Origin of the sequence: Mucispirillum schaedleri ASF457, assembly GCF_000487995.2 — a bacterium.
Classification (GTDB): domain Bacteria; phylum Chrysiogenota; class Deferribacteres; order Deferribacterales; family Mucispirillaceae; genus Mucispirillum; species Mucispirillum schaedleri.
The window spans coordinates 1,681,404-1,706,140 of sequence record NZ_CP097562.1; the positions used below are offsets into that span (position 1 = coordinate 1,681,404).

The 24,737-nt window shown below is 31.5% G+C and carries 22 protein-coding genes; 14 read left to right on the top strand and 8 right to left on the bottom strand.

The features are described from left to right. Positions 1–3: 3 nt before the first annotated feature. From N508_RS07885 to N508_RS07905, 5 genes are all read left to right on the top strand, one after another. The gene (locus N508_RS07885) at positions 4–930 is read left to right on the top strand and encodes a branched-chain amino acid transaminase (RefSeq protein WP_023275879.1); all 927 of its coding nucleotides are present in this window, start codon (positions 4–6) and stop codon (positions 928–930) included. A gap of 3 nt (positions 931–933) precedes the next feature. Continuing rightward, on the top strand, positions 934–3,321 hold the full coding sequence (locus tag N508_RS07890) for a DNA polymerase (protein WP_023275880.1): 2,388 nt from the start codon (positions 934–936) through the stop codon (positions 3,319–3,321). Between the two features lie 18 nt (positions 3,322–3,339). Further along, positions 3,340–4,416, top strand: coding sequence for a sensor domain-containing diguanylate cyclase (locus N508_RS07895; RefSeq protein WP_023275881.1), 1,077 nt, complete (start codon positions 3,340–3,342; stop codon positions 4,414–4,416). 1 nt (position 4,417) lies between these two features. Beyond that, positions 4,418–5,686, top strand: coding sequence for a histidinol dehydrogenase (gene hisD / locus N508_RS07900; protein WP_023275882.1), 1,269 nt, complete (start codon positions 4,418–4,420; stop codon positions 5,684–5,686). 403 nt (positions 5,687–6,089) lie between these two features. Then, positions 6,090–6,710, top strand: coding sequence for a hypothetical protein (locus N508_RS07905; protein WP_023275883.1), 621 nt, complete (start codon positions 6,090–6,092; stop codon positions 6,708–6,710). Positions 6,711–6,718: 8 nt separating this feature from the next. On the opposite strand, the gene relB is transcribed toward N508_RS07905, so the two are convergent. Continuing rightward, positions 6,719–6,943, bottom strand: a complete 225-nt coding sequence (relB, locus tag N508_RS07910) for a type II toxin-antitoxin system RelB family antitoxin (protein ID WP_023275884.1) — start codon at positions 6,941–6,943, stop codon at positions 6,719–6,721. Positions 6,944–7,081: 138 nt separating this feature from the next. Beyond that, a complete protein-coding gene (tmk, locus tag N508_RS07915; RefSeq protein ID WP_023275885.1) occupies positions 7,082–7,771 on the bottom strand; it encodes a dTMP kinase in 690 nt (229 codons plus the stop codon). Positions 7,772–7,981: 210 nt separating this feature from the next. Here tmk and nikR point away from each other — a divergent pair, with 210 nt between their 5' ends. Then, positions 7,982–8,386 (top strand): nickel-responsive transcriptional regulator NikR, encoded by a 405-nt coding sequence (gene nikR, locus N508_RS07920; protein WP_023275886.1) that lies wholly within the window; start codon positions 7,982–7,984, stop codon positions 8,384–8,386. Positions 8,387–8,416: 30 nt separating this feature from the next. After that, on the top strand, positions 8,417–9,958 hold the full coding sequence (locus N508_RS07925) for a bacteriohemerythrin (protein ID WP_023275887.1): 1,542 nt from the start codon (positions 8,417–8,419) through the stop codon (positions 9,956–9,958). Between the two features lie 667 nt (positions 9,959–10,625). Here the strand turns inward: N508_RS07925 and N508_RS07930 are convergent. The 3 genes from N508_RS07930 to pyrG are packed head-to-tail and all read right to left on the bottom strand — an operon-like array spanning position 10,626 to position 14,848. After that, positions 10,626–11,408, bottom strand: coding sequence for a sugar phosphate isomerase/epimerase family protein (locus N508_RS07930; RefSeq protein WP_023275888.1), 783 nt, complete (start codon positions 11,406–11,408; stop codon positions 10,626–10,628). A 5-nt stretch (positions 11,409–11,413) separates the two neighbouring features. Next, complete coding sequence (gene glmS, locus N508_RS07935; RefSeq protein ID WP_023275889.1) at positions 11,414–13,252, bottom strand: glutamine--fructose-6-phosphate transaminase (isomerizing); 1,839 nt, start codon at positions 13,250–13,252, stop codon at positions 11,414–11,416. 21 nt (positions 13,253–13,273) lie between these two features. Further along, on the bottom strand, positions 13,274–14,848 hold the full coding sequence (pyrG, locus tag N508_RS07940; RefSeq protein ID WP_023275890.1) for a CTP synthase: 1,575 nt from the start codon (positions 14,846–14,848) through the stop codon (positions 13,274–13,276). Positions 14,849–15,026: 178 nt separating this feature from the next. Between pyrG and guaA the strand changes: the two genes are divergently transcribed. Both guaA and N508_RS07950 read left to right on the top strand, forming a co-directional pair. After that, positions 15,027–16,565: a glutamine-hydrolyzing GMP synthase gene (guaA, locus tag N508_RS07945; RefSeq protein WP_023275891.1), complete on the top strand. Its 1,539-nt coding sequence runs from the start codon at positions 15,027–15,029 to the stop codon at positions 16,563–16,565. Positions 16,566–16,600: 35 nt separating this feature from the next. After that, positions 16,601–17,428 carry an LpxI family protein gene (locus tag N508_RS07950; protein ID WP_023275892.1) on the top strand — a complete coding sequence of 276 codons (828 nt, stop codon included), beginning with the start codon at positions 16,601–16,603 and terminating at the stop codon, positions 17,426–17,428. 4 nt (positions 17,429–17,432) lie between these two features. On the opposite strand, the gene N508_RS07955 is transcribed toward N508_RS07950, so the two are convergent. Then, on the bottom strand, positions 17,433–17,882 hold the full coding sequence (locus N508_RS07955) for a hypothetical protein (protein WP_023275893.1): 450 nt from the start codon (positions 17,880–17,882) through the stop codon (positions 17,433–17,435). Positions 17,883–18,290: 408 nt separating this feature from the next. On the opposite strand from N508_RS07955, the gene N508_RS07960 reads away from it, so the two are divergent. After that, on the top strand, positions 18,291–18,848 hold the full coding sequence (locus N508_RS07960; RefSeq protein ID WP_023275779.1) for a hypothetical protein: 558 nt from the start codon (positions 18,291–18,293) through the stop codon (positions 18,846–18,848). Continuing rightward, complete coding sequence (locus tag N508_RS07965) at positions 18,779–19,675, top strand: IS3 family transposase (RefSeq protein WP_143815552.1); 897 nt, start codon at positions 18,779–18,781, stop codon at positions 19,673–19,675. Before N508_RS07960 ends, N508_RS07965 begins: the two co-directional genes overlap by 70 nt. A 151-nt stretch (positions 19,676–19,826) precedes the next feature. Here N508_RS07965 and msrB read toward each other — a convergent pair whose 3' ends face one another. After that, on the bottom strand, positions 19,827–20,945 hold the full coding sequence (gene msrB, locus N508_RS07970) for a peptide-methionine (R)-S-oxide reductase MsrB (protein WP_023275894.1): 1,119 nt from the start codon (positions 20,943–20,945) through the stop codon (positions 19,827–19,829). A 127-nt stretch (positions 20,946–21,072) separates the two neighbouring features. Between msrB and N508_RS07975 the strand changes: the two genes are divergently transcribed. Together N508_RS07975 and N508_RS07980 are read left to right on the top strand one after the other, a co-directional pair. Further along, positions 21,073–21,918 carry a hypothetical protein gene (locus N508_RS07975; protein ID WP_023275895.1) on the top strand — a complete coding sequence of 282 codons (846 nt, stop codon included), beginning with the start codon at positions 21,073–21,075 and terminating at the stop codon, positions 21,916–21,918. Positions 21,919–22,018: 100 nt separating this feature from the next. Beyond that, positions 22,019–22,339 carry a hypothetical protein gene (locus tag N508_RS07980; protein ID WP_023275896.1) on the top strand — a complete coding sequence of 107 codons (321 nt, stop codon included), beginning with the start codon at positions 22,019–22,021 and terminating at the stop codon, positions 22,337–22,339. A gap of 91 nt (positions 22,340–22,430) precedes the next feature. Here N508_RS07980 and N508_RS07985 read toward each other — a convergent pair whose 3' ends face one another. Next, positions 22,431–23,180 carry a hypothetical protein gene (locus tag N508_RS07985; protein WP_023275897.1) on the bottom strand — a complete coding sequence of 250 codons (750 nt, stop codon included), beginning with the start codon at positions 23,178–23,180 and terminating at the stop codon, positions 22,431–22,433. Positions 23,181–23,653: 473 nt separating this feature from the next. Between N508_RS07985 and N508_RS07990 the strand changes: the two genes are divergently transcribed. After that, on the top strand, positions 23,654–24,622 hold the full coding sequence (locus N508_RS07990) for a hypothetical protein (RefSeq protein WP_023275898.1): 969 nt from the start codon (positions 23,654–23,656) through the stop codon (positions 24,620–24,622). The last annotated feature ends 115 nt before the right edge of the window (positions 24,623–24,737 follow it).

Genomic DNA, 24,737 nt, shown 5'->3' on the forward strand with positions numbered 1-24,737 from the left:
ACTATGTCAGCTGTAAGTAATGATAGTAAAATTTGGATGAATGGAAAATTAGTGGCAAAAGAAGATGCAAAAATATCTGTTTTAACTCACACACTTCACTATGGTGTAGGTGTATTTGAAGGCATACGCTGCTATAAAACAGAAAATGGTTCAGCAGTATTCCGTTTAAAAGAGCATATACAAAGACTTCTTGATTCTGCACGCATTTTCATGATTGACCCGGGATATTCTATTGATGATTTATGTAAAGCGACAGTTGAAACAGTTATTGCTAATAATTTAGAAGAATGTTATATCCGTCCGATTATTTATCTTGGTGATGGCGGACTTGGAATTAAAATAGATGAAAAATATCCAGTAGAAACTGCTATTGCAGCTTGGAACTGGGGTGCTTATCTTGGGGAAGAAGGTCTTGCAAAAGGTATTAAAGTATGCACATCTTCTTTTAACAGATTTCATGTAAATTCTACTGCAACTCGTTCTAAAACATGCGGTAACTATGTGGCTAGTGTTTTAGCAAAAAGAGAAGCAGTTATCAGCGGATATGATGAAGCATTATTTTTAGATACTGAAGGTTATGTGGCAGAAGGCAGTGGCGAAAATGTGTTTATTGTTAAAAATGGCAGACTTATCACTACACCTATGACTTCTATTTTAAGAGGTATTACAAGAGATTCTATTATCATATTAGCTCGTGATTTAGGCTATGAAGTTATTGAACAAAGGTTTACTAAAGATGATTTCTACCTTGCAGATGAAGCGTTTTTTACTGGCACAGCAGCAGAAGTTACTCCTATAAGTCAGCTTGACGGAAGAAAAATAGGCACTGGTGCAAGAGGGGAAATCACTGGTAAATTACAATCTGCTTTTTTTGATATAGTTAAAGGCAAAAATAAAAAATATACTGACTGGTTATATCCAGTAAAATAATATATGGCAGAAGATTTTAATAAAGACAGAGTTACAGTTTTAATAGACGGTAACTCTGTCATATACAGAGCTTTTTATAATGTTCCCCCTTTAACAGCTGGTGGAGTGCCTACAGGTGTTATACATGTATTTTTATCTGTTTTAGAAAAATTAAGAAAAAACCCTGAAATATCAGATATTATTATTATATTTGATGCAAAAGGTAAAAACCGCCGTCATGAAATGTTTGAAAGTTACAAAGCAACAAGGCAGGCAATGCCGGAAGATTTAATATTGCAGCTAAATATTTTAAAAGAAATGCTGCCCTATACTGGATACCCTATATACTGCATAGAGGGCTATGAAGCTGATGATGTAATAAATACACTATCCCAGACTATTAATAATAAAGTATGGATAGTTACAAAAGATAAAGATTTACATCAGCTTGTAAATGATAAAGTGCAGATATATGACTATCAAAAAGATGAAATAATAGACAGGGAAAAGGTTTATGAAAAATTTGGCTTATATCCGGAATCTATTCCAGATATGCTTGCTTTAATGGGAGATACCAGCGATAATATTCCCGGCATTGCAGGCATAGGACCAAAGACAGCTAAAACTCTGCTGGATAATTATAAAAGCCTTGATAATATTTTTAATAATGTAGAAAATTTAAAAGGCAGAATAAAAGAAAAAATAATGCAGGGAAAGGAACACGCATACCTTAGCCGTGAGCTTGTAAAACTTTTCTTTATTGAAAATATGCTGCCATATCACATAGAAAGAGATGAAGAAAAACTGAAATATTATTATGAGCTTTATCAGTTAAAACAGCAGCTTTCATCATTAAATACAGCATCATCTGTAAAAGCATTAGAATATAAGCCAGTAAAAAGTGTAGAAATAATGGCTTATTTAAATGATAAAATATATGCAGTAGATGAAACGGCTTACTATGAATATGAACAAGGTGAGCCATTATATTATTACGATATAAAATCACTTATTAAAAAAGGCATAAATATTCCAGAAAAAGCATTTGATATTCTGCTTGCTGATTACCTTATGGACCCAGATGCTGGCGGCATAAGACAGTTAAAAGATGAAAGTGAAGGTGAATTTTTTGCAAAACTATATAAGAAACGCAGAGATTTATTTAATAAATTAAAAGAAAATTCTCTTGATAAGCTTTATTATGATATGGAACTGCCAGTTGCTCGCATTTTAGCAGAAATGGAGCAGACTGGTATTATGATTAATGCTGAAAATATAAAATCAGTTGCTGAAAAATTAAAAACTTTTGTGGATATAGAATATGATAATATAAAAGATATGGCAGGGCAAGAGCTTAACCCTAACTCTCCAAAGCAGTTATCCGCATATCTTTATGATAAACTAGGCTTAAAAGGTATTAAAAAAAATAAAAGCGGTTATTCTACAGATGAAGATACATTAAAAGATTTAAGAGTAACTTATCCAGAGTATGATAATTTTATTTCTTCCATATTAAAATACAGGGAAATAAATAAGCTTTATTCTACATATACTCTTAATATGCTGGAATATGCAGTAGATGATAGAATACATACAGAATTTAAGCAGACAGGCACAGCAACAGGCAGGCTTTCTTCTATTAACCCTAATATGCAGAATATACCACAAAAGGGCGAATATGCTGAAATTTTAAGAAGCTCATTTGTTGCAAAACAAGGCTGCAGACTTGTTTCTCTTGATTATTCTCAAATAGAATTAAGAATACTTGCTCATTTATCTCAGGATGAAAATTTAATCAAAGCCTTTAATGAAAATAAAGATATTCACACAATGACAGCTCACAGTATATTTCATTTATCGCCAAATGATGTGGTAACTCATGATATAAGGAGGATAGCAAAAGCTGTTAATTTTGGCATACTTTACGGACTTTCTTCTTTTGGACTTGCAAGAGATACAAAAGTTACAAGAAAAGAAGCTCAACGCTTTATTGACGGCTATTTTGCCCTTTATCCAAAAGTAAAAATATTTATAGATGAGATAATTAAACAGACCAGAGAAAAAGGTTACTGCAGCACTATTTTAGGCAGAAAACGAAATATCCACGATATTAACAGCCGTAATGCAAATATCCGCACAAGAGCTGAGCGTATGGCAGTAAATGCACCAATACAGGGCAGTGCGGCAGATATAATTAAACTTGCAATGATTAACTGTGATAAATACATTAAAGATAATAATATAGATGCAAAATGTATTCTGCAAATCCATGATGAACTGATTTTTGAAGTAAATGAAAATATTATATCAGATTTTACTCATAAAATGACAAATATTATGGAAAAAGCTGTTTCCCTGTCTGTTCCGCTTTTAGTAAATGCAGAAACAGGTGATAACTGGGGACAGCTGTAAAAATATCAGGAGCATTAAATGTCTAACATAAGCAATTTATTAAAAGAAAATTATGACCTTAAAAATGAACTTGAAAGTATGGTTATGCGTGTTAAAGAAAATGAAGCTAAACATAATGGTTTTAAAGTTGTTCAATTTTCTATGCTTTTAAGTGATAATCTTGAAGAAATAGACAGTAAGCCTATGCACTATATTGAAGAAATATTTGATATTGAAAGAGCAGTGCTTTTTATTAAAAAAGACTCTATGGCTGTAGTGCAGAATTATGCAAATAAAGGTGTGCGAGTGCGTGTTATTGAAAGTGATGCTTTTTTATATACATTTTTAGGCAGCGATACTCGTTCTGGCACAGATAAATCTGTTATACATAAAGATTTTCAGCTTATGCCATCAGATGAAAACTATTCTTATGTGCTTGCACCAATTACTGATAATGGCAGAATAGTTGCAGCACTTGGGTTTTATTCGCAGGATAAAAACAGATTTTCAAGTGATTATAATTTTGATTTTGTAGAAGAGCTTGCATTAATTGCTTCTATTGCTCTTAAAAAGCTGGATAATGCTTTTTTACTTGAAATGCAGGCAAATACTGACTATTTAACAGCTCTGCCTAATAAATTTATATTTGATTTAACTGGCAGGTCAAGTTTTGAAGAATATAAGAAAAATGGCAGAAATTTTGCCTTTATTATGTTTGATTTAAATAATTATAAATATATTAATGATAAATTTGGTCATTTAGCAGGAGATGAAATACTTAAAATGATATCTTATGCTATGAGAAGCCAGATAGGCGATTATGATATACTTGGCAGGTTTGGCGGCGATGAGTTTTATCTTTTTACAGAAATAACTGATAAAAATGCTCTGCATGATTATATTATAAAAATGCAGAATGCTGTTGAAAAAATTGTATATGAAGAAGATAAAAATATGATATTTGGTTTCAGCGGAGGTGTAGTTACTGCAAATGAAAGAGATTTTGCAGGCTTTGATGATATTGTCCGCCTTGCAGATACAAGGCTTTATGAAGCCAAAACTCATATTAAAAAAGAGCATGGAATATCTATAGAAAGTGTTATAGTAGGGATATAATATGATAATAAATAAAAATGATAAAAAATTAGATGATATTAAAAACCGCGGAGCAGCTATGGAGGGCGATTATCTGCATACTGCTTCTGAGATTATATCAAATGTGCGAAAAAATGGCGATAAAGCATTATTTGAGTATACTAAAAAGTTTGATAATTTTGATATTAATAAAGATAACATAAAAGTCAGCAGGCAGGAAATAGAAGAAGCCTATGATAATACTGATGAAAAGCTGATAGAGAGTATAAAGAAAGCCCATGATAATATACTAGCATTTCATAAACTGCAAATGGAAAAAACATGGCTTTATGAAACAAAACATGGTGCATTACTGGGTCAAAAAATTACTCCCCTTGACAGTGCTGGAATATATGTGCCGGGTGGAAAGGCGGCTTATTTTTCTTCTGTTTTAATGAATGCTCTTCCTGCTGTTGCTGCAGGTGTAAAAGATATATCCATGTTAAGCCCTGCCGTAAATGGTAAAATTAATAGTGCAGTTTTAGCAGCAGCTGATATATGCGGTATAAAAGATATTTATAAAGTTGGTGGTGCTCAGGCAGTAGCTGCTTTTGCATATGGAACAGAATCTGTTAAAAAAGTAGATAAAATAACAGGTCCCGGAAATATATATGTAGCAATGGCTAAAAAACTTGTTTTTGGTGTATGTGATATTGATATGATAGCAGGTCCCAGCGAAATATTGATTATAGCAGGGGATAATGCAGAGCCAAAATATGTGGCTGCTGATATGCTTGCTCAATGTGAGCATGATGAGCTTGCCTCAGCCGTTACTATTGTCTGGAATAAAAAACTGGCAGAAGAAATTGAAAAAGAAGTAAAAAAACAGCTGGAAATTCTGCCTAAAAAAAATATCGCAAAGGTATCTATTGAGAAACATTCTGCTATTATTTTAGTAGATAATTTAGATGAAGCATGTGAAATAGCAAATAATATTGCACCTGAGCATTTAGAGCTATATATAGATGATGCTTTAAGCCATATTGGTAAAATTCGCCATGCAGGAGCAATATTTGTAGGCAGCAATTCACCTGAAGCAGCAGGGGACTATTTTGCAGGCCCTAACCATGTGCTTCCAACAGGCGGCAGTGCAAAATTTTTCTCACCACTTGGCACTTATGATTTCTTTAAGCGTTCAAGCATTATTTACTATAATAAAGCATCTTTGCAGGCAGGAAGTGATGATATTATCACAATGGCAGAAAATGAAAATCTGCAAGGCCATGCAAATAGTATAAAATTCAGGGTTTAAGATATAAATTAAGGTTATTCTGGGCTTGATTTATAAGCTAAATATCTAAAACAGATAATTTAAATATACTATACTATTGTGTAATATAATATAGTATAATTTAGATTTTTCGCATTTAAAAATCAGGCTCAAAATGACTGCTGTATAAAATTTTTGGGTAAATTCCAAAAAATTTTATAATAAGACAGCAAATTAATTTCTTTTTCTGTAAAGTGCAAGTCTATTTAGATATGTTATTTTAAGCATAAACCGAAAAATCTAAAATATTAATACTTAAATAAATAATCTTATATTATTATATTATTATAATAAATGCAGACTATAATAAAAATAGACAGATTATGATACTGCATTATTTATATAATTCTTGACCATATAATAAAAAAACAGTAATAATATCTGCATGGAAAAATTATTACAAACTTTTACACTTAAAAAAACTGTGGCAAAACCTTTGGGCTATGTTCGTTTTGGGCTTTTCTTTTTAACATTTTTAATAGCCCGTATACCTTTATGGTTTGTAATAATATGTGCTTTTTTATTAAACGGCACTATTGGTATTACTTATACAGTATTTCTTTCATTTGCTGTTATAATTTGCAGAATATTTATTGATTCAGAAATAGCAGGCGGCAGCAGAAGTTTTTTATTTTTTTTAGGGATGTATCTTTTAAGGGGACTGGGAGCATTGCTTTTTTATTTTACAGTGTTTGGAATAATAATATATATTATTGCACCGCATAGTGATACTGTTGGCAAAATATCAATGTTTTTTGTAATAATACTGCTTTACTACTTTATGTCTGGAAACAGAATTAAGGCATACTGGAATGGATACTATATTCCTTTTAAGATTTCTTTAATAGTAAGTTTTCTATGGCTTTATCTTGCATTTATACCTGATAATTTATTTATGAATGCAATGGTAGTGCTTTTGATATATATTTTAGAATTTTATAATCTGTTATATAATAAGCCTCTTGGAATGCTTCCAAACAGGTATACAATTAATAGTTTAATATAACTATAATCTTATTTCACTAAACCCAGCTCACGCATTACTGATGAATGAGTATATGCTCTTGGGTTACGGCTGTATTTATTTATAGCAGTTTCATATACTTCCATATCCATTTCATCTTTAATTCGTTCCAGTATGGTATTTTTTATAAACTCAGCAGTAGATATATTATTTCTGACTGCACATTTTTCAAGCATGGCGGTTTCTTCTGCTGTTAACTCAAGTGATAAGTTCATAAAAGCCTCCTGATAGAGAGTATAAACCAAAATTTAAATTTTTTGCAACCTGAAATTTTAAACAAGATTGTAAAATTTGTAAATAGCGGCCTTAATATTTATATTATCGCTTGAAAGCATTAATAACTTTATAAGATTTTAAAATAATTTTTCAGGGTCTTCTATGGGGTAACCTTTTTGAGCAAGAGCGATGACAATATCTTTTATTATTTTTTCTTCGCTGAACATATTTTCTCCATCAGCTGCCTGAATTATTACCCAGTTTTCATCTTGAGCCATTTGTTTATACATTTGATATACTTTATCCATATAGCTGTCATTAGCTTCATGTATATCTTTTGCTGCATCAGTATATGACCTTTTGCCTTTTAAAGCTACCATTCTGCCTGCTATTACAGGGTCAACATCTAAAAATATTATAACATCAGGTGAAGGCATTTCTAAAATATTATATTCAAGCCTTTTTACCCAGTCGGCAAATGTTTTACGCTGATTTTCTGGAAATTTTACTGCCTGATGAGCAATATTTGACGGAACATATCTGTCAAAAATAATATTTGAGCCACTGTTAATATCTTTCATAATTGATTTTCTCATCTCAAACCTGTCCATAGCATAAAGCATAACAGGAAATTGAGGCGGCACTTCATCTAATGAGCCAAAACCTCCGTTTAAATATTTGCCTACTTCAAGTCCAAAATTAGTGCCTTTGTAGTTTGGAAAACTGTATAATGCGTTATCTATACCTTTTGCACTCATTTTTGCAGATAATATTTGAGATTGAGTTCCTTTACCAGAGCCGTCTAATCCTTCAAATGCGACTATCATATTTCACCTTTTATATTAATTAATAATTAAATTTATATATTATTTTTTATGTGTATGCAATGAAAGTTTTTTGTGTAAGTTAGGTTCCAGAAAAATAATGAACTCATTTAAATGTGGATTGTTTAAGATAAATAGGGTAAAAAAATCTTGACTATAAAAAAAATAAGAGTAATATGTTAAACTAACCTAAAATGCTTATGTGGGATGAAGATGTCAGAATTAACAAGATTTGGGGTATCTCTTGATAAAGATTTGCTGGAACTGTTTGATAATCAGATAAAAGCACAGTCTTATGAAACTCGTTCAAAAGCAATATCAGATTTAATAAAAGAATATGTTGAATCAGATATTATTAATGCAGATGGTGTGCTTGCAGGTGCTGTAACATTCCTATATAGTCATCATAATAAAGATTTGGTATCTAAACTTTTAGAAGTGCAGCATGACAGTCATGATTTAATAATTTCTATGCAGCACATACATTTAGACCATGATACATGTCTTGAAATACTTGCCATTCGCGGAGAAAGCAGTCTTGTAAAATCGCTTTATTACAGAATAAAAGCATTAAAGGGTATTAAACTGGCATCAATCAGTGCCACAGGCATATCATAATTTTTATTGTGCGTTATAAGGAGTTATAAGATGAAAACGCTAAGTATTGTTTATACAGTTATTGCTTTAATAGTAACATTAATATTAGCAGCAGCTACAGATTTTCATGCAGGAATAGGGGCTGTTGTAATATTTCTTCTTTCTGTAGCAATAAATGTAGCAAAAGATGCAATTTTTTACAAACAAATGAAAATATTAAATGACTATATTGATACAGCATTGATAAGCTGTCCAGCTCAGCCTCCACAGACTGCAGGTCGTTTTACTTACATTGGTGCACATGTTCATGAATTATCCAGTAAATTATGTGCACTAGGAGCAAATTTTAGAAATGCTCAAGTGCGAGTAGCTTCTGCTGCTGGAGATTTAGTATCAGTGCAGACAAATCTTTATGATAATGTGATGACTGTAAACCAAAGTTTAGAAACAGCAAGTGAAGAAATTTGTGATTTAAAAAATACAGCAGAACATGTAAAATCAATATGTGATGATTCTCAAAAAGCTGCTGAATTATGCCTTGCAAAAACAAGTCAGGCAGGTACAGCTATGGAAACAAATATATTAAAAATGAAGCAGATAGAAGAAACTGTTGACTCTATTGTTGCTACAATGGGAGATTTCGTCATTTATTCTAACGATATTAAGCAGAGTATTGGAAATATTACAGATATTGCAGACCAGACAAATCTTTTAGCATTAAATGCAGCAATTGAAGCAGCTCGTGCAGGGGAATCTGGCAGAGGGTTTGCAGTAGTTGCAGATGAGGTGAGAAAACTGGCAGAAAAAACTACATCATTTACCGCAGAAATAGAAAAAGTTGTAGATAAACTTCACTCAAGAACATCCGATATTTCAACACAGGTAAATATAAATGCCGAACAGGTAAAAGAAACTATCGGCATAACAATGGATACTGGTGCAATAGTTATAGATATTCGTGATGAAACTAACGGTATGCTTAAAATTACAAAAAGTATTGTAAAAGCTATGAATGACCAGTATGATGGTATAGAAAATATTACAAAATCTATTGAAAAAGTATATGAAGAAAATGGTATTGCATTAAACAGAACTCTTGAAAGCCAGAAACTTGGTAACAACCTTGACAACATTGCAGCAGAAATGAAAGAAAGTTCAAAAGGTTATTCTGCTGGAGAAGGTCAGTTTATGACATTTACTTCTTCACTTTCTGTAGGTTATAATGCAATTGATGAGCAGCATATTAGATGGATAGATTTAATTAATGCAGTATATAGTTCTCTTTCTTCAGGTTCATCAAAAGAAAAACTTGGTAAAGTATTAAAAGATTTAGTTGACTATACTGTATGGCACTTTGGATTTGAAAATAAAATGATGACAGAGTATAATTATCCAGATAAAGAAAGCCACATGAAACTACATAAAGATTTTATTGCTGAAATCAAAAAACTTGAAAGCAGATATGATGCGGGTGAAGATATTATGGGAGTAAATGTCCTTGAATTTTTAAAAGACTGGCTTTCTGACCATATTATGAAAATTGATACACGACTTGGTGCCTACCTTGAATCAAAAGGTGCAAAACCGATATAAAATTATAATGAAATATTTATTAAAAGCTGGGCTTATGCTCAGCTTTTTTTATGTCTGAATGAGAATATATTTTTTGATGTTTTCATACATTGTTTTACTGAGCTTAAAATATAGCGAAGTATCTAAAAAATATATACTTAAAATATATTATATGCTGTTGCAATATGTATAATTTAGATTTTTCGCCTTTAAAAATCAGGCTCAAAATGACTTGTAATGTTAAAACTGTATGTCAATACTGAGTTTGAAATATATCAAAGTATTTTAATTTATCCTTTATTAAAAAATACTGTCCAGCTGCTGACTTGTAATTCTATCACTACTTGCTCGTAAAGTCCTTGCATCGCAAAAACGGGGTCTTGCCCATATTAATGGCAAGCCGTTTTCTATACTCGGAGCGGAGCATAGCAAAAAACGCTCACCCTGTATTTTTTAAATCATACTCTGCTAAAATAAGTTCGGCTATCGCTTACTTTCAGACAGGACTTCCTGCTTCTTTCTATGTCATACTGAGCCTTTGGCGAAGTATCTAAAAATATATACTTAAAATATATTATGTGCTGTTGTAATATGTATAATTTAGATTTTTCGCCTATAAAATTAGGTTTAAAATGACTGTTGTAATACAAAATTTTTAGGTGAATCCACTTTTTAAAACATTATCTAATCATTTTGATTTGCAGTAATTTTTTAATTGTTCCATATCCAATACAAAATCATTAAGATTATCTTTTGATGCTTTTTCTGTTTCTACAGAAATAACTGAATTTTCTGGAATAAGCGAAAAAAGCACATTAAAGTCAAAACTGCCTTTGCCTATATTATAATGCTTATCTATTTTGCCGTTTATTTCACCATCGCTTATATGAAACATATATGGCTTTAAACTTATAAATTCTTTTAAAAAAGATACATAATCAATATTTAAACTGTTTGCTGCACATATTCCATGACCTATATCTAAACATAAGCCTGCACCGCTTTCCTGCATAATATATTCTATCTGCTCAGGATTATATCCAACACAAACATCATATAATGAAAGAGCTGATGTTTCTACTGCCACATGATACGGCTTATTTTCTATTAAAATTCTTTCATCATTAATCATTCTTATCTGGCGGGCAGTCTGCCTGTAATCTCCTTTTATACCCGGATGAAATATTATTTTATCAGCATTAAGATAGTCTGCATATTTTAATGCTTCATAAGCAAGTTTTATATTGTCATTCAGCTTTTCTTCACATGAAAAATCTATACCGTGCATAAAATGGGGTGCATGGATAATGTATGGAATATTTAATGATTTCCATAACTCTGCATATTCATCAAAAGATGATGGGATAGCATAAAGCTCTATATAGTCATAGATATTTTCATCATAAAGTTTTTTTGCAGTATCTATATAGTTTTCATTTACAGACCAGAGCTTTAATCCAAACTTATACATAACTATTATTCCACAGTAACACTTTTTGCCAGATTTCTTGGCTGGTCTATTTCTCTGTTATTAAGCTTTGCTATGTGGTATGCAAAAAGCTGCAGTGCGATAACTGATAAAAACGGGAATAAATGGTCTTCCACATTAGGAAGCACTATTACATCTTCCACTCTGTTATCTAATAGTTTAAAGCCTTTTTCATCAGTTACTGCTAATGCTTTTGCTCCCCTTGCCATAACTTCTTCACAGGCATTTACCATTTTATCAAACAGGCTGTCTGCAGGCATAATGCTGATAACTGGCATTTCTGCATTAATTAATGCAATAGGTCCATGTTTGATTTCTCCTGCAGGGAAACCTTCTGCCTGCAGGTATGTGATTTCTTTTAATTTCAATGCACCTTCTAATGCAATAGGATAGTTTACATTTCTGCCTAAAAATACAAATGTTTTCTGCTGATAATATTTTTCTGCAAGTTTTGAAATATAAGCATCTGCAGAAACTGCTGTTTCTACTGCAACTGGAAGTTTTGCTAGTTCATTAAGAAGTTTATCTTTTTTCTGTTCATTTATACTGCCTGCTGCATCTGCAATTAATACTGCCAAAGAAAATAATGCTGCAAGCTGTGCAGTAAATGCTTTTGTTGATGCAACACTTATTTCTGAACCGCATTTTGTATAAAAGGTATGGTCGCTCATTCTTGCAAGTGTTGAGCCAAACACATTACATATTGATACTGTTTTAAATCCTGCTGCACGAGCTTTTTCTAAAGCTGATACAGTATCTGCTGTTTCGCCGCTCTGGCTTACAAATACTGCTAATGTTTCATCTGGCATTGCTGCCTTTCTGTATTTATATTCTGAAGCATATTCCGCCTGACATGGAATATTACAGAATTCTTCTATCCAGTATTTTGCAACCATTGTTGCATGATATGCTGTGCCACAGCCTATCATTAAAATATTTCTTATATTTTTAAGCTCATCTTTTGTTATACCAAAAGCTGTGTTTATATCATGCAGCACTGCTTCTATTGTGCTTCTGACTGTTACAGGCTGCTCATTAATCTCTTTAAGCATATAATGCTCATATCCGTTTTTGCTTGTCCCATCTATTCCATGCTCTAATTCTACTATATTATAGTATTTTTCATGTAAATTATTATCATATATTTTTATTTCATTTTCTTTTAATGCTGCTATATCATAGTCATCTAAATATATGGCATGCCTTGTCCACTGGTTAAATGCAGAAACATCTGAGCCTAAAAAGTTTTCATTATCCCCTGCACCGCATACAAGGGGGCTTTTTACACGGCTTCCTATTATCATACCAGAAGCTTTTTTCCACAGTATGCCAACAGCATAGCTGCCTTCTAATTTTTTAGTAACATCTGCTGCTGCCTGTAAAAATCTTTCTTCATAATTACTGTCAACTGTTTTTAATTCTTCTTCTAACAGGTGAACAATAACTTCTGTATCTGTTTCTGATTTAAATGTATGTCCCTTCTTTAATAATTCTTCTTTTAATGACTGATAATTTTCTATTATACCATTATGAACAACTACTATATTGCCTGTGCAGTCTGTATGTGGGTGAGAATTACATGTGGTAGGCTTGCCGTGAGTTGCCCATCTTGTGTGAGCTATACCTGTTGTGCCTGTTAAAGTGCAGTTTGATGCTTCACTTTCTAATACTGCCACTTTGCCTACGGATTTAACTATTTTTATACCATCTTTTTCTTCAACCGCCAGACCTGCAGAATCATATCCCCTGTATTCTAATGCTTTTAAACCTGATATTAATACTGCTGAGCTTGCTTTATTACCTGTGTAGCCAACTATTCCGCACATAATCTATACCTCATATACTTATTACCTGTGATTTTTAACACATGCTTCAACAAAGCCTGCAAAAACAGGGTGTGGTTTATCAATACTTGATGTAAACTCTGGATGAAACTGGCAGCCAATAAAAAACGGATGGTTTTCTATTTCTACAATTTCTGGAAGATTGTCATGAAAAGCAGATATTTTGAGACCAGCTTTTTCAAGCTTTTCAGCATATGCTGGATTAAATTCATATCTATGCCTGTGCCTTTCTACTATATCTTCCCTGCCATACAGTTTATAAGCAAGGGTATTTTTTTTGATTTTTGCACTGTATTCACCAACACGCTGAGTGCCGCCTATATTTACAATTGTTTTCTGATTATTAAGCATTGCAATAACCTGCTCTTTTGCATTATTATCAAATTCGCCGGATGCAGCATCCTTTATGCCTGCCAAGTTTCTTGCAGCCTCTATTACTGCACACTGCATACCTAAGCATATACCAAAGAATGGTATATTATTTTCCCTTGCATAAGTGATTGCAGAAATTTTGCCTTCTACTCCCCTGTAACCATAGCCGCCGGGGATAAGAATGCCGTCAAAGCCTTTTATTTTATTAATTAAATCAGTGTCTTCTGCTTCAAAATATACATCTTCTACCTTTACTCCCTGATGAAGTCCTGCAAGGTATAATGATTCTGCAATGGATTTATAAGCGTCTTTCATACCTGTATATTTACCAATAACAGCTATGCGGGTAGTTTTAGTTAATTCCTTTTTTATTATATCAAACCAAGATGTATCAAACTCTTTTTTAGGTGTAAGATTAAGGATTTTCATAACAAGTTTATCTATTCCCTGCTTATAAAATGCTTCTGGTATTTGATAAATTGACTGGCAGTCTGTAGCTTCCATAACTGCTTCTTTTCTAACATTGCAGAAAAGAGCTATTTTTTTCTTAACATCATCGTCTAAATGTTTTTCGCTTCGGCAGATAATCATATCCGGCATAATTCCCAATTCTCTAAGTTTAGCAACAGAATGCTGAGTTGGTTTAGTTTTAAGCTCCATAGCTGCTCCTATAAAAGGAACAAGAGTTAAATGTATATGCAGTGCATTCCCTTTACCTTTTTCAAGAGTAAACTGTCTGATAGCTTCTAGAAAAGGCAGCCCTTCAATATCGCCAACTGTGCCGCCTATTTCTATTAAAGCAATATCAACTTTGCCTTCAAATTTATTGATACGGTTTTTTATTTCATCAGTAATATGTGGAATAACCTGAACAGTATTACCGTTATACTGTCCCTTTATTTCTTTTTCTATTACTGTTTTATATATATCACCTGATGTATTAGTATTATCCTTAGTAGTTTTCATTCCAAGAAAGCGTTCATAGTAGCCTAAGTCTAAGTCAGTTTCAGCACCATCTGAAGCAACATATACTTCTCCATGTTGATAAGGGTTCATTGTGCCCGGGTCCACATTAAAATATGGGTCAAATTTAGCCATAGCAGCACTAAACCCGTTAAGCTGTAACAGCTTTCCAATACTGGCACCAGATACTCCCTTGCCTAGTGAACTGGCAACACCACCTGTAACAAATATCCATTTAGTCATAAATGTTTGTTTCCTCTATTTAAAATCATAATTATCTAATCACCATAACATATATATAAATTTTCTTCAAATAATAATTTTAGCAAATAGTTAAATATTTTTAATGCAAAAAAAATATAAATTTGTTATACTGTTTTATCCAGCATTAATGCTGTATTGTTTGGAGTTTAAAACTATTATGGATTTAGAAAAAATACTTATTCTTGATTTTGGCGGCCAGTATAGCAAACTGATTGCCAGAAGAACAAGGGAATGTGGTGTATTCAGCGAAATATTAAGCTATACATCAAGTCCTGAGCGTATTATGGAAAAAGGGTATAAAGCCATTATTCTTTCAGGTGGTCCTGCAAGTGTGTATGAAGCTAATGCACCACAGTGCGATAAAGCAATATTTGATATGGGTTTACCTGTTCTTGGTATATGCTATGGTGCTCAGCTTATGGCAAATTTACTTGACGGCTATGTAGAAAAAAGCGGCTCACCTGAATACGGCTCTACTATGGTGCAGGTTGATAAAAAAGCTGCACTTTTTGCATCACCTAATGTGGAAGATGTTACTGCTACATGGATGAGCCATACTGATTATATTAAAACTGTCCCATATGGATTTAATATTACAGCAAAAACTGAAAACTGCCCTGTGGCTGCTATGGAAAATAACAGCAGAAAACTTTATGCAGTGCAGTTTCATCCAGAAGTAACCAACTCTATCCATGGTATGGATATGCTTAAAACATTCCTTTTTGATATATGCGGATTTAAAGGTAACTGGAAAATGTCATCATTTATAGATGATGCTGTTGCTAAAATTAAAGAAAAAGCAGGAAATGGCAAAGCATTATGTGCATTAAGCGGCGGTGTAGATTCTTCTGTTGCTGCTCTTTTAGTTCAGAAAGCTATTGGCGATAGATTAACCTGTGTATTTGTTGACCATGGACTTTTAAGAAAAAATGAAGGGGATGAAGTAGAAGCAGTCTTTTCTAAATTTGGTTTAAATCTTATAAGAGTTAATGCGGGAGAAAGATTTTTAGCAAAACTTAAAGATGTAGAAGACCCTGAGCAGAAACGAAAAATTATTGGCAGTGAATTTATTGCAGTTTTTGAAGAAGAAGCAAAAAAACTTGGCTCTGTAGATTATCTTGTGCAGGGCACAATTTACCCTGATGTTATAGAAAGCGGTGCAGGAAGCTCTGCTATGATTAAAAGCCACCATAATGTTGGCGGACTGCCAGAAACTATGGATTTTAAAGGGCTTATTGAGCCATTAAGAGAGCTTTTTAAAGATGAAGTCCGCAAAGTAGGTCTTGATTTAGGGCTTCCAGAAAACCTTGTTATGAGACAGCCTTTTCCCGGACCTGGATTAGGGGTTAGAATTATAGGCAAAATCACTGCTGAAAAAGTTGCAATATTGCAGGATGCAGATGCTGTTTTTAGAGAAGAAATCGCTGCAGCAGGGCTTGATAGAGAAATAAGCCAGTATTTTGCAGCGTTAACAGATATGCGTTCTGTTGGTGTTATGGGTGATTCTAGAACATATTATTATACTGTTGGACTTCGTGCCGTTATCACATCAGACTTTATGACTGCAGAGTGGGCAAGAATACCACATGAAGTGCTTGCAAAAACTTCTAACAGAATTGTAAATGAAGTCCATGGTATTAACAGAGTAGTCTATGATATTACTACTAAACCACCTGCAACTGTTGAGTGGTTATAAATATTTCAAATCATTTTTATTTAATGGATATGATTATGACTAAAAGGCATGTTGCAATTATTGCAGGTTATGGTTCATTACCATTAATTGGTGCTAAATATGTTAAAGAAAAAGGTGACGAGCTTTTAATTATAGCTTTAAAAGAAAGCTGCACATTAAATGAAGAGTTAAAACAGATTGCTGATTACTACTATGAATTTAGTGTAGGACTTGCAGGCAAAATGTTAAAAACATTAAAAAAACATAAAATAACACATGCTCTGCTTTCTGGTAAAGTGGAAATTAAACTGCTGCACAGCACACGGTTTGATTTAAAAGCACTGCTTATACTTGCAAAAATAACTTTTAAAAGCACTGATTCTATTAATTTTGCTATTATAAATGAATTAAAAAAAATAAATATTGATATGCTCTCTCAGAAAGAAGTATATGCTTCTATTATTCCAAAAAGTATGCAGTTTACTGATAAATCTTACTGCGAAGCAGGGCTTAAAGAGACTGTAAAAGAAGGTTTTTTATTTGCAAAACATATTGGTGCTCTTGATTTAGGTCAGTCAATTGTAATAAGCAGGCAGGGTATACTTGCAGTAGAAAGTGCTGAAGGGACAGATATTACTTTTGCAAGGGGGTCAAGCCTTGCAAAAGGCGAAGCTCTGTGCATAAAAACTGGAAAAGCATATCAAGATGAAAGGTTTGATTTGCCTACTGTTGGGCTTGATACATTAAAAAATATTGCAGAAAATGGTGGACTTGGGCTTATTATGGAAAGCGGAGAAACAATAGTTGTGGATATGGATAAATGTGTAGAGTATGCAAAAGAAAAAGGGTTGATTTTTTCAGCTGTAAGTAAAGATGAACTGTAATTTTTTATTCTGCTATTTTCATATACCACCTGCCATTTGCAAGTTTTAAAGGGATAACTGCATATTTTTCCCCTAGCTTTACATCTGCATAATATGTAGTATCATCTATTTTTTCCATACTTATAAACTCCATATCTTTATCACCTAATATAATCTTAAAACTGCCATATAAATATTCTTCTGAGCTTAAATTATCAGGTGTAATATTATCCTTATTCAAAGCATAAGACATTATATTAAACAAATCATAATTATCAATATTTGCAGCCATATAACTAGAAACAGTATATCTTTCTTCAGGCAGCACCATATTCCAGAAAGCTGGTATATCACCATTATTATAAAATTCTATAATTTCATTTACTGCATGTTCTGGGGAGTTTTTATTAGAACAGCCTGAAACAATAAGAAACTGTGTAATTAAAAGAAAACATAAAAATAATTTTTTATACATATTTATATCCTGCCTTAATATATAATTTCAAATTTAAAAAATACAGGTAAATTCTAAAAATGATTTTAGAAAATTGAATAAATAAAAAAGTGGTTGTTAAAACTCTTTAAATAAAAGAATATTTTCAGCTAAAAAATAAAATAAATTAGCTTTCAGCCACTGATATATACTATACTAAAAAAAGCAAATAATAAACACTTAAATCTAAATATAATATGGCAGATAAAAAGACATTAAATAATAAAAATAAGAAAAAACACAAACAGTAGAAGCATAAAAGATGGCTCATCCTGAGCCTAAAAGGCGAAGTATCTAAAAATATAGATAATTTAAATATATCATACACTATTACAATATATATAATTGAACTTACCCAAAAAAGTTGGACGAGCCATATAAGGAGTGTATATGGCAAGAAAATACAGCTATGAGTTTAAGAAGTTTATAGTAACAGTCTTAGAAAGCGGTATAATGAGTGCCAGTGAATTATCAAGATGCTGTAAAATTCATAAAGGAGTAATATGTAATATCTATAACAGATATAAGCATTCAGGCGAATCAAGTTTACATCATAGCTTTACCCGCAATGAATATAGTAGAGATTTTAAATTAAATGTGTTAACTTATAAGGCATCAAATAATTTAAGTTATGAGCAGACAGCACTATATTTTAATATACCATCAGCATCAGTAATATATGACTGGAATAAGTTTTGCAGTAAGTTTATTGGAGATAATATGTCAGATAAGAATATCCCGAACAGTAAAAAGAGTAAACACTCAAACTCTACTGATATTAAACTCACTAAATCAGATGATAGTGAAGAAGTAAGACAATTAAAAGAGAGAATATCAGAGCTTGAAAAAGAGCTTTATTACAAGTCAGCGGAGAATGCATATTTAAAAAAGCTGGAAGCCTTAATGCAGTCAAAGGAACAGAGAGTTCAACAGAAAAAGCACAAATAATAACTGCATTAAGGCTGTATTACAGTTTGGATATCCTGTTGTCTGTGAGTAATATGAAAAGAAGCACTTACTATTATAATGTTAAAAAGCCTGCTGCATTAGATAAATATGCAGAAGTCAAGACATCTATATTAGAAATATATGAAAAATCTAACAAGACTTATGGTTATCCAAGAATATCAAAGGTATTAGAGAAACTGGGTTATACTTATGACAGGAAGACAGTGTATAAATTGATGAAAGAACTAAAAATTTCATCACTAATCAGGGTTAAGAAAAGGTATAAACAAGGCAGAGTAAGTCATATATGCAGCAATAAATTAAACAGAGCCTTTACAAGTGAGAGACCATGTTTAAAATGGGTAACAGATGTGGCAGAGATAAAAATTAATAATGAAAAGGTGTATTTATCAGCAATAATGGATTTGTATAACAGAGAAATAACAGCATACAGTGTAAGCAAATATAATAATGAAGAAATGGTAATAGATAATTTAAAACAGGCAATAGATAAAACAAAAGATACAACAGGGTTAATGATACATTCAGACCAGGGTATATTATATCAGGCTAATCAATTTAGAAAGTTATTAAAGGAAAATAATATAGAGCAGAGTATGTCAAGGCGTGGCAACTGCTATGATAATGCTGTTATGGAAAGTTTCTTTGCTACTTTAAAATGTGAATTGGTTTATATTAACAAATTCAAAAATATAGAACAGTTTAAATATGAACTTGAAAAATATATTGATTTCTATAATAATTACAGAATAAAAGCTAATGGACTTACACCTTTACAGGAAAAAGAAATTTATTTAGTGGCTTAGTTCAAAATTTTTGGGTAAGTTCAAATTTAGATTTTTCGCTTTGCTTAAAATGACTGTAATATAAAATTTTTTTTAAAATTCATAAAAAACACCTTCCCTTATTTAATTTATAAGGGAAGAGTTTTTGAGAAGAGGTATGAGAAATATATTACTAATCTACTAGATGTATTAAATGTCCATATCCTTGTGCTTCCATTTCTTCTTTTGGAATAAATTTTAATGAAGCACTGTTTATGCAGTAACGCATACCGCCTTTATCTTTTGGTCCGTCATTAAATAAATGACCTAAATGAGCATTGCCAGCTTTACTTCTAACTTCTGTCCTAATCATACCATGGCTTGTATCTCTGTTTTCTTGTAAATCTGTGCCATTTATTGGTTTTGTAAAGCTTGGCCAGCCGCTTCCTGAATCATATTTATCTTTTGATGAAAAAAGCGGCTCTCCCGTTGTAATATCTACATAAATGCCTTTCTTCTTATTATTCCAGTATTCATTTCTAAATGGAGGCTCTGTGGCATTATGCTGTGTTACATTATACTGCATATCTGTTAAAGTATTTTTTAATTCTGCCATATTTGGTTCTGCATATTCTTTTTTATTACTTTCTGCTGCATTTATGCTTGTATCAACAGCTTTTGCAGCTTCTTCAAATTTATCTTTTCCTATGTGGCAGTAGCCAGAAGGGTTTTTATCCAAATATTTTTGATGATACTCTTCTGCCTTATAGTAGTTAATAAGTGGCATAAGTTCTACTGCAAGTTTTTTGCCTTTATACTGTTCTGCAAGTTTTTGCAGTGATTTTTCTGCTATTGGTTTATCTGTTTCATCAATATAGTAAATACCTGTTCTATACTGTGTTCCTTTATCATTACCCTGCTTGTTAATAGAAACAGGGTCTATTACTTTATAATACATATCAAGTATAAATGGCAGGCTTACTATTTTTGGGTCATATACAATATGCACTGTTTCTGCATGGTTTGTGTTTCTGTAAACTACATCTTCATAAGATGGATTTTCTGTATACCCATTTGCATATCCTGCATCTGTGGATATTATACCATTAATAGATGCAAAATATTTTTCTACACCCCAGAAACATCCGCCTGCTAAATAAATTTCTTTATAACCATTTTTCATATCTGTTTTTAAACTTTCTATATTAGAAGGTATATTTTTTTTATCCACTGCCACAGCCATCCCATTTTTATATAATAAAATCACTACTGCTGCAAGAAAAGCTAAAAATATTACTGCATATTTTTTCATAAAATTTCCTTGTATTTATATTATAATCTTGTATACTGTAATAGAGTATTTGAAAACTTTTTAAAATAATATCTACATAATTTATACATAATAATAGTAATAGTTATTATTTTTATTTAGTTAGAATATGAGAAAATTTGTATATTTGTTATTAATATTTGTAACAGCATGCGGCGGAGATACTGGTTTAGATGACAGCTCATCTTCAAATGCCTCAGGGTTATATGCTGCACCAATCTTAGATGGTGATTATGTTGAAAAACCTGCAACAAGCATAGTTATTAATGTAGACGGGGGGGGGTATACACCAGATAATACATTAATAGAGCTTTCTCCAAATAAACCTGTATTTGTTGAAGCTGTATTACAGCCTGTTTCAGTGAAAAATGCTTCTTTTTTTGAAAGTATAAGTATGCAGAAAAAAAGTTTTATTGCAACATCATCATGCCATACAAGTCTGTATAATGGCAAGTGTCAAACTTCTTTTGTGTATAAGCCGCACTGCAGTGGAGTTGATGCTACATATATTAAGTTACAGGCAGATAAAAGTGCACCTGTAATATTAACAGTGACAGGTCATTCAGATGGTTTTAAAGATAACTGTTCTAAATATCAGCTTGATAATATAACATTAAGTGCAGAAAAATCAGGCCATCGTTTTACATATTCTGGTGAAATATTTTATTTTACAGTAAAAGCTGATAAAGATATACCAGACGGATTTTCATACAGCACAAATGGTGCATTAAATGGATTTTATTATTCGTATTCCTGCTTTTCAAATGACAATACCTGCTCTGGCTTTGCACAGTTTTTAGGAAAGGTTGGAAAGCATGAATGTAAAGGCGAAACAACTGTCTCTTTTAAAATATTTGCAGACCCATTTAACTCAAAAGGTCATACTCCAGCTGCTATCACTCTTTATGGTGCAGGAACTGGAAGAGATGAAAAATATCCCTGCCAAATGAAATAAAAAAGTATTAAGTAAAATATAATAAAAGCCGATAACAGATATAGTAGTATATTTATTATATCTGCATGGATGCAGTAAGCATATAAGCATGGAGGCTTTTATGGATTTATTTATACCTTATATAACAGTGCAGCCTGTCAGCCCTGTAAATGACAGTATTGAAACAAAACCAGATTATAATACAACAGCTGTTTCTCAAAACAGCGAATTTCAAAAAATATATTTTGAAGAGCTTGCAAGAAAATATTATGAAGAAGATGGCAATTTTAATGCAATATCAAATATAGCTCGTATTCACTACGAAGAATATTATGGCGGCGGCTCTACACCTTTGAAAAGATGGAAAATATATTTTTCTAAATATAATGTATTAGTAAATATTGAAGATAATAACGGTCAGCTTCATATTAAAGCTGCATAGATTATATTGAAAAATAATAAAAATATAAAATACTTCATAAAATTTTAATACACAGCATTTTATATTTTCATAAAAAAACATTAAGATTTGCTTATCTTAAAGCAATTATTCTTGCCATATCAGGTCTGCCAGGCTCTTTATTTGGCTCCATTTTTACAAGCACTCTTATATAATTTTCAAGCCTGCCATACATATTAGTTTCACTATTACGCATTTCTTCAACAATAGCATCTTTATTAACTGCATCATAATCTACCACACCAACATGAGTAGAGCCGCTTTCAAGCTCTACAACAATAAGTTTGCCTTTTATGCGGATAATAGATGCTTCTAATGGGTCGTTGTCTAATTCATTTACATTTTTATTTTTCTGCTCTAAAAGATTATGTCTGTATTCTGATATAAATGTCATTATTTTATTTAAATCCTGTTTCTGCATGCCATAGGGAGAAACTTGATAAGCAATAGTATCATCAATATCGTTAAAGGAATTTTTAACAACAATATATACATTTTCCAGTATATTTGTAATAAGTTGATTTTCTTCCAGCTTTTCATTTTCATGCAGACTAAGGTTTATATGCAGATAGAGTGCTTTATCAGCTAATAAAAGCATATCAGGTTTATGTTTAATAAAAGCAGCAGCCTTACTGTTATCTGTATTTATTGTAACATGAATACCTAGTTTTGCACCATTTTCATTTTCTACAATAAAATTTAGTTTACTTATGTTATCCTGACTGCTGAGAGCAGTAATAGATTTAAATTTATCTTTTAGGTAAAACTGTAAAAGATAATCTATTACATATCCTTGACCTATATATTTACTGCTTTGAACCATAAATAAACTCCCTAATAATAGTAGATATGAATATGTTTTTATGAAAAAGCAAGAGAACATATCCTTTAATATGTATATAATATAATAATAAAATATAGAAATTTATACATATTTTTATATAAAAGTCAATCAGTAAAAAACAAAATAAAAACAAATATAATATTTTATTAAATTTGTCTATATCAAATAATAAACATAAAATTTATTATCTTTTTATTAACTTGATGAAAAAGTATTGTAACATATAGAGCATTATAATAAAAATACTACTGAGCTTTTTTGTTAATATATTTTCAAATTTTATATATTGTAAAATTTTCAGTATAAGTCATATTATGATTATCAGTAATTTTAAATCATCCTTACAAATTTAAACTATAAAATAATAATATAATAATATAATAATGCAGTATTATAGTATTTTTATTGAGTTAATGTAAAAAATATATTATATTTATTATTGAGAGGCTGTAATGAAAAAACGAGCAATATTATTAATCTTTATATTATTGACTGCTGCATGCAGCAAAGATAACAGTAAACCAGACTTGCAGGATACATCTAATTATAATGCAGATAATAAAGCTGCATTAAGTCATAATGAAGTAAAAGGCAGGCATGAGCAAATGACTGCACCTGAAAAAAATCCACGCAGGGCTTTAGAGCAGCTTGGGTTTTGGAATAAGAAGTATTATAAGCTGGAGTATAACCCTTTATACGGCTATTGTTATCAGCATCTATTTCCTTCTATGGATACATCACAGGAAAAAGATGTTATTCCATTTCATGTAAAAACACAGCCCTTTGACCCTATGGTTATTTTTATTGTGAATAAAGTAGCATATAAAAATGGAGAGTTTGAGCTTTCTGGCACTATTAATGACATTAAATATATAGTGCATATAAAAGTGCAGGATGGTAAAACAATAAATGTCCGCCTTGGTGAATTTGAAATTAATGAATCTTATGATTTATCAAGCGGTATAGCTTATTCTTCTTTTATTAATACATACGCATATCAGGATGAGCCAGTGTTTGATTTATCATTATATGATACATGTGAAGAACAGGATATTGCAATTATATCAGATATTTCAGATAAATTAACTGATGATAAAGTTCAGGAGCAGCATGGTATAAATGTAAAAACAGAAAAAGGCTTAGACTGCTGGGGTAAATGGGCAAATGTTAATAACAAACAGAATGTATATTACGAACTGGATAAAGAAAAGCTTCTTTTTAAAGATTACAGCGAACAGATTTTTTCAAACGGTAGTGTAAGAACAAATGTTATAGAAGATATGACATATAAAAACGGCATATTTTATTTTAATTTTGAAGATAGTGAGTTAATAGGCCATATGTGCCTGCCGATAGATAATAATACATCTATGTGGGTGCTTGATGATGTAAACTTAGGTATTTTTGAAAAATATAAGTAGTGATTATTTTATAACATATTGATATATAAACCTTTTAAAATTTTTTAAAAAATATAAAAAACTGCTTGACAAAATATAGAAAATCGTGTTTTATATAAATCTCTTAAAGAGAGTA

What these genes read in the sequence shown, in the direction of transcription:
- N508_RS07885 (WP_023275879.1), top strand. Translation starts at nt 4, where the DNA reads ATGTCAGCTGTAAGTAATGATAGTAAAATTTGGATGAATGGAAAATTA.
- N508_RS07890 (WP_023275880.1), top strand. Translation starts at nt 934, where the DNA reads ATGGCAGAAGATTTTAATAAAGACAGAGTTACAGTTTTAATAGACGGT.
- N508_RS07895 (WP_023275881.1), top strand. Translation starts at nt 3,340, where the DNA reads ATGTCTAACATAAGCAATTTATTAAAAGAAAATTATGACCTTAAAAAT.
- hisD (WP_023275882.1), top strand. Translation starts at nt 4,418, where the DNA reads ATGATAATAAATAAAAATGATAAAAAATTAGATGATATTAAAAACCGC.
- N508_RS07905 (WP_023275883.1), top strand. Translation starts at nt 6,090, where the DNA reads ATGGAAAAATTATTACAAACTTTTACACTTAAAAAAACTGTGGCAAAA.
- relB (WP_023275884.1), bottom strand. Translation starts at nt 6,943, where the DNA reads ATGAACTTATCACTTGAGTTAACAGCAGAAGAAACCGCCATGCTTGAA.
- tmk (WP_023275885.1), bottom strand. Translation starts at nt 7,771, where the DNA reads ATGATAGTCGCATTTGAAGGATTAGACGGCTCTGGTAAAGGAACTCAA.
- nikR (WP_023275886.1), top strand. Translation starts at nt 7,982, where the DNA reads ATGTCAGAATTAACAAGATTTGGGGTATCTCTTGATAAAGATTTGCTG.
- N508_RS07925 (WP_023275887.1), top strand. Translation starts at nt 8,417, where the DNA reads ATGAAAACGCTAAGTATTGTTTATACAGTTATTGCTTTAATAGTAACA.
- N508_RS07930 (WP_023275888.1), bottom strand. Translation starts at nt 11,408, where the DNA reads ATGTATAAGTTTGGATTAAAGCTCTGGTCTGTAAATGAAAACTATATA.
- glmS (WP_023275889.1), bottom strand. Translation starts at nt 13,252, where the DNA reads ATGTGCGGAATAGTTGGCTACACAGGTAATAAAGCAAGCTCAGCAGTA.
- pyrG (WP_023275890.1), bottom strand. Translation starts at nt 14,848, where the DNA reads ATGACTAAATGGATATTTGTTACAGGTGGTGTTGCCAGTTCACTAGGC.
- guaA (WP_023275891.1), top strand. Translation starts at nt 15,027, where the DNA reads ATGGATTTAGAAAAAATACTTATTCTTGATTTTGGCGGCCAGTATAGC.
- N508_RS07950 (WP_023275892.1), top strand. Translation starts at nt 16,601, where the DNA reads ATGACTAAAAGGCATGTTGCAATTATTGCAGGTTATGGTTCATTACCA.
- N508_RS07955 (WP_023275893.1), bottom strand. Translation starts at nt 17,882, where the DNA reads ATGTATAAAAAATTATTTTTATGTTTTCTTTTAATTACACAGTTTCTT.
- N508_RS07960 (WP_023275779.1), top strand. Translation starts at nt 18,291, where the DNA reads ATGGCAAGAAAATACAGCTATGAGTTTAAGAAGTTTATAGTAACAGTC.
- msrB (WP_023275894.1), bottom strand. Translation starts at nt 20,945, where the DNA reads ATGAAAAAATATGCAGTAATATTTTTAGCTTTTCTTGCAGCAGTAGTG.
- N508_RS07975 (WP_023275895.1), top strand. Translation starts at nt 21,073, where the DNA reads ATGAGAAAATTTGTATATTTGTTATTAATATTTGTAACAGCATGCGGC.
- N508_RS07980 (WP_023275896.1), top strand. Translation starts at nt 22,019, where the DNA reads ATGGATTTATTTATACCTTATATAACAGTGCAGCCTGTCAGCCCTGTA.
- N508_RS07985 (WP_023275897.1), bottom strand. Translation starts at nt 23,180, where the DNA reads ATGGTTCAAAGCAGTAAATATATAGGTCAAGGATATGTAATAGATTAT.
- N508_RS07990 (WP_023275898.1), top strand. Translation starts at nt 23,654, where the DNA reads ATGAAAAAACGAGCAATATTATTAATCTTTATATTATTGACTGCTGCA.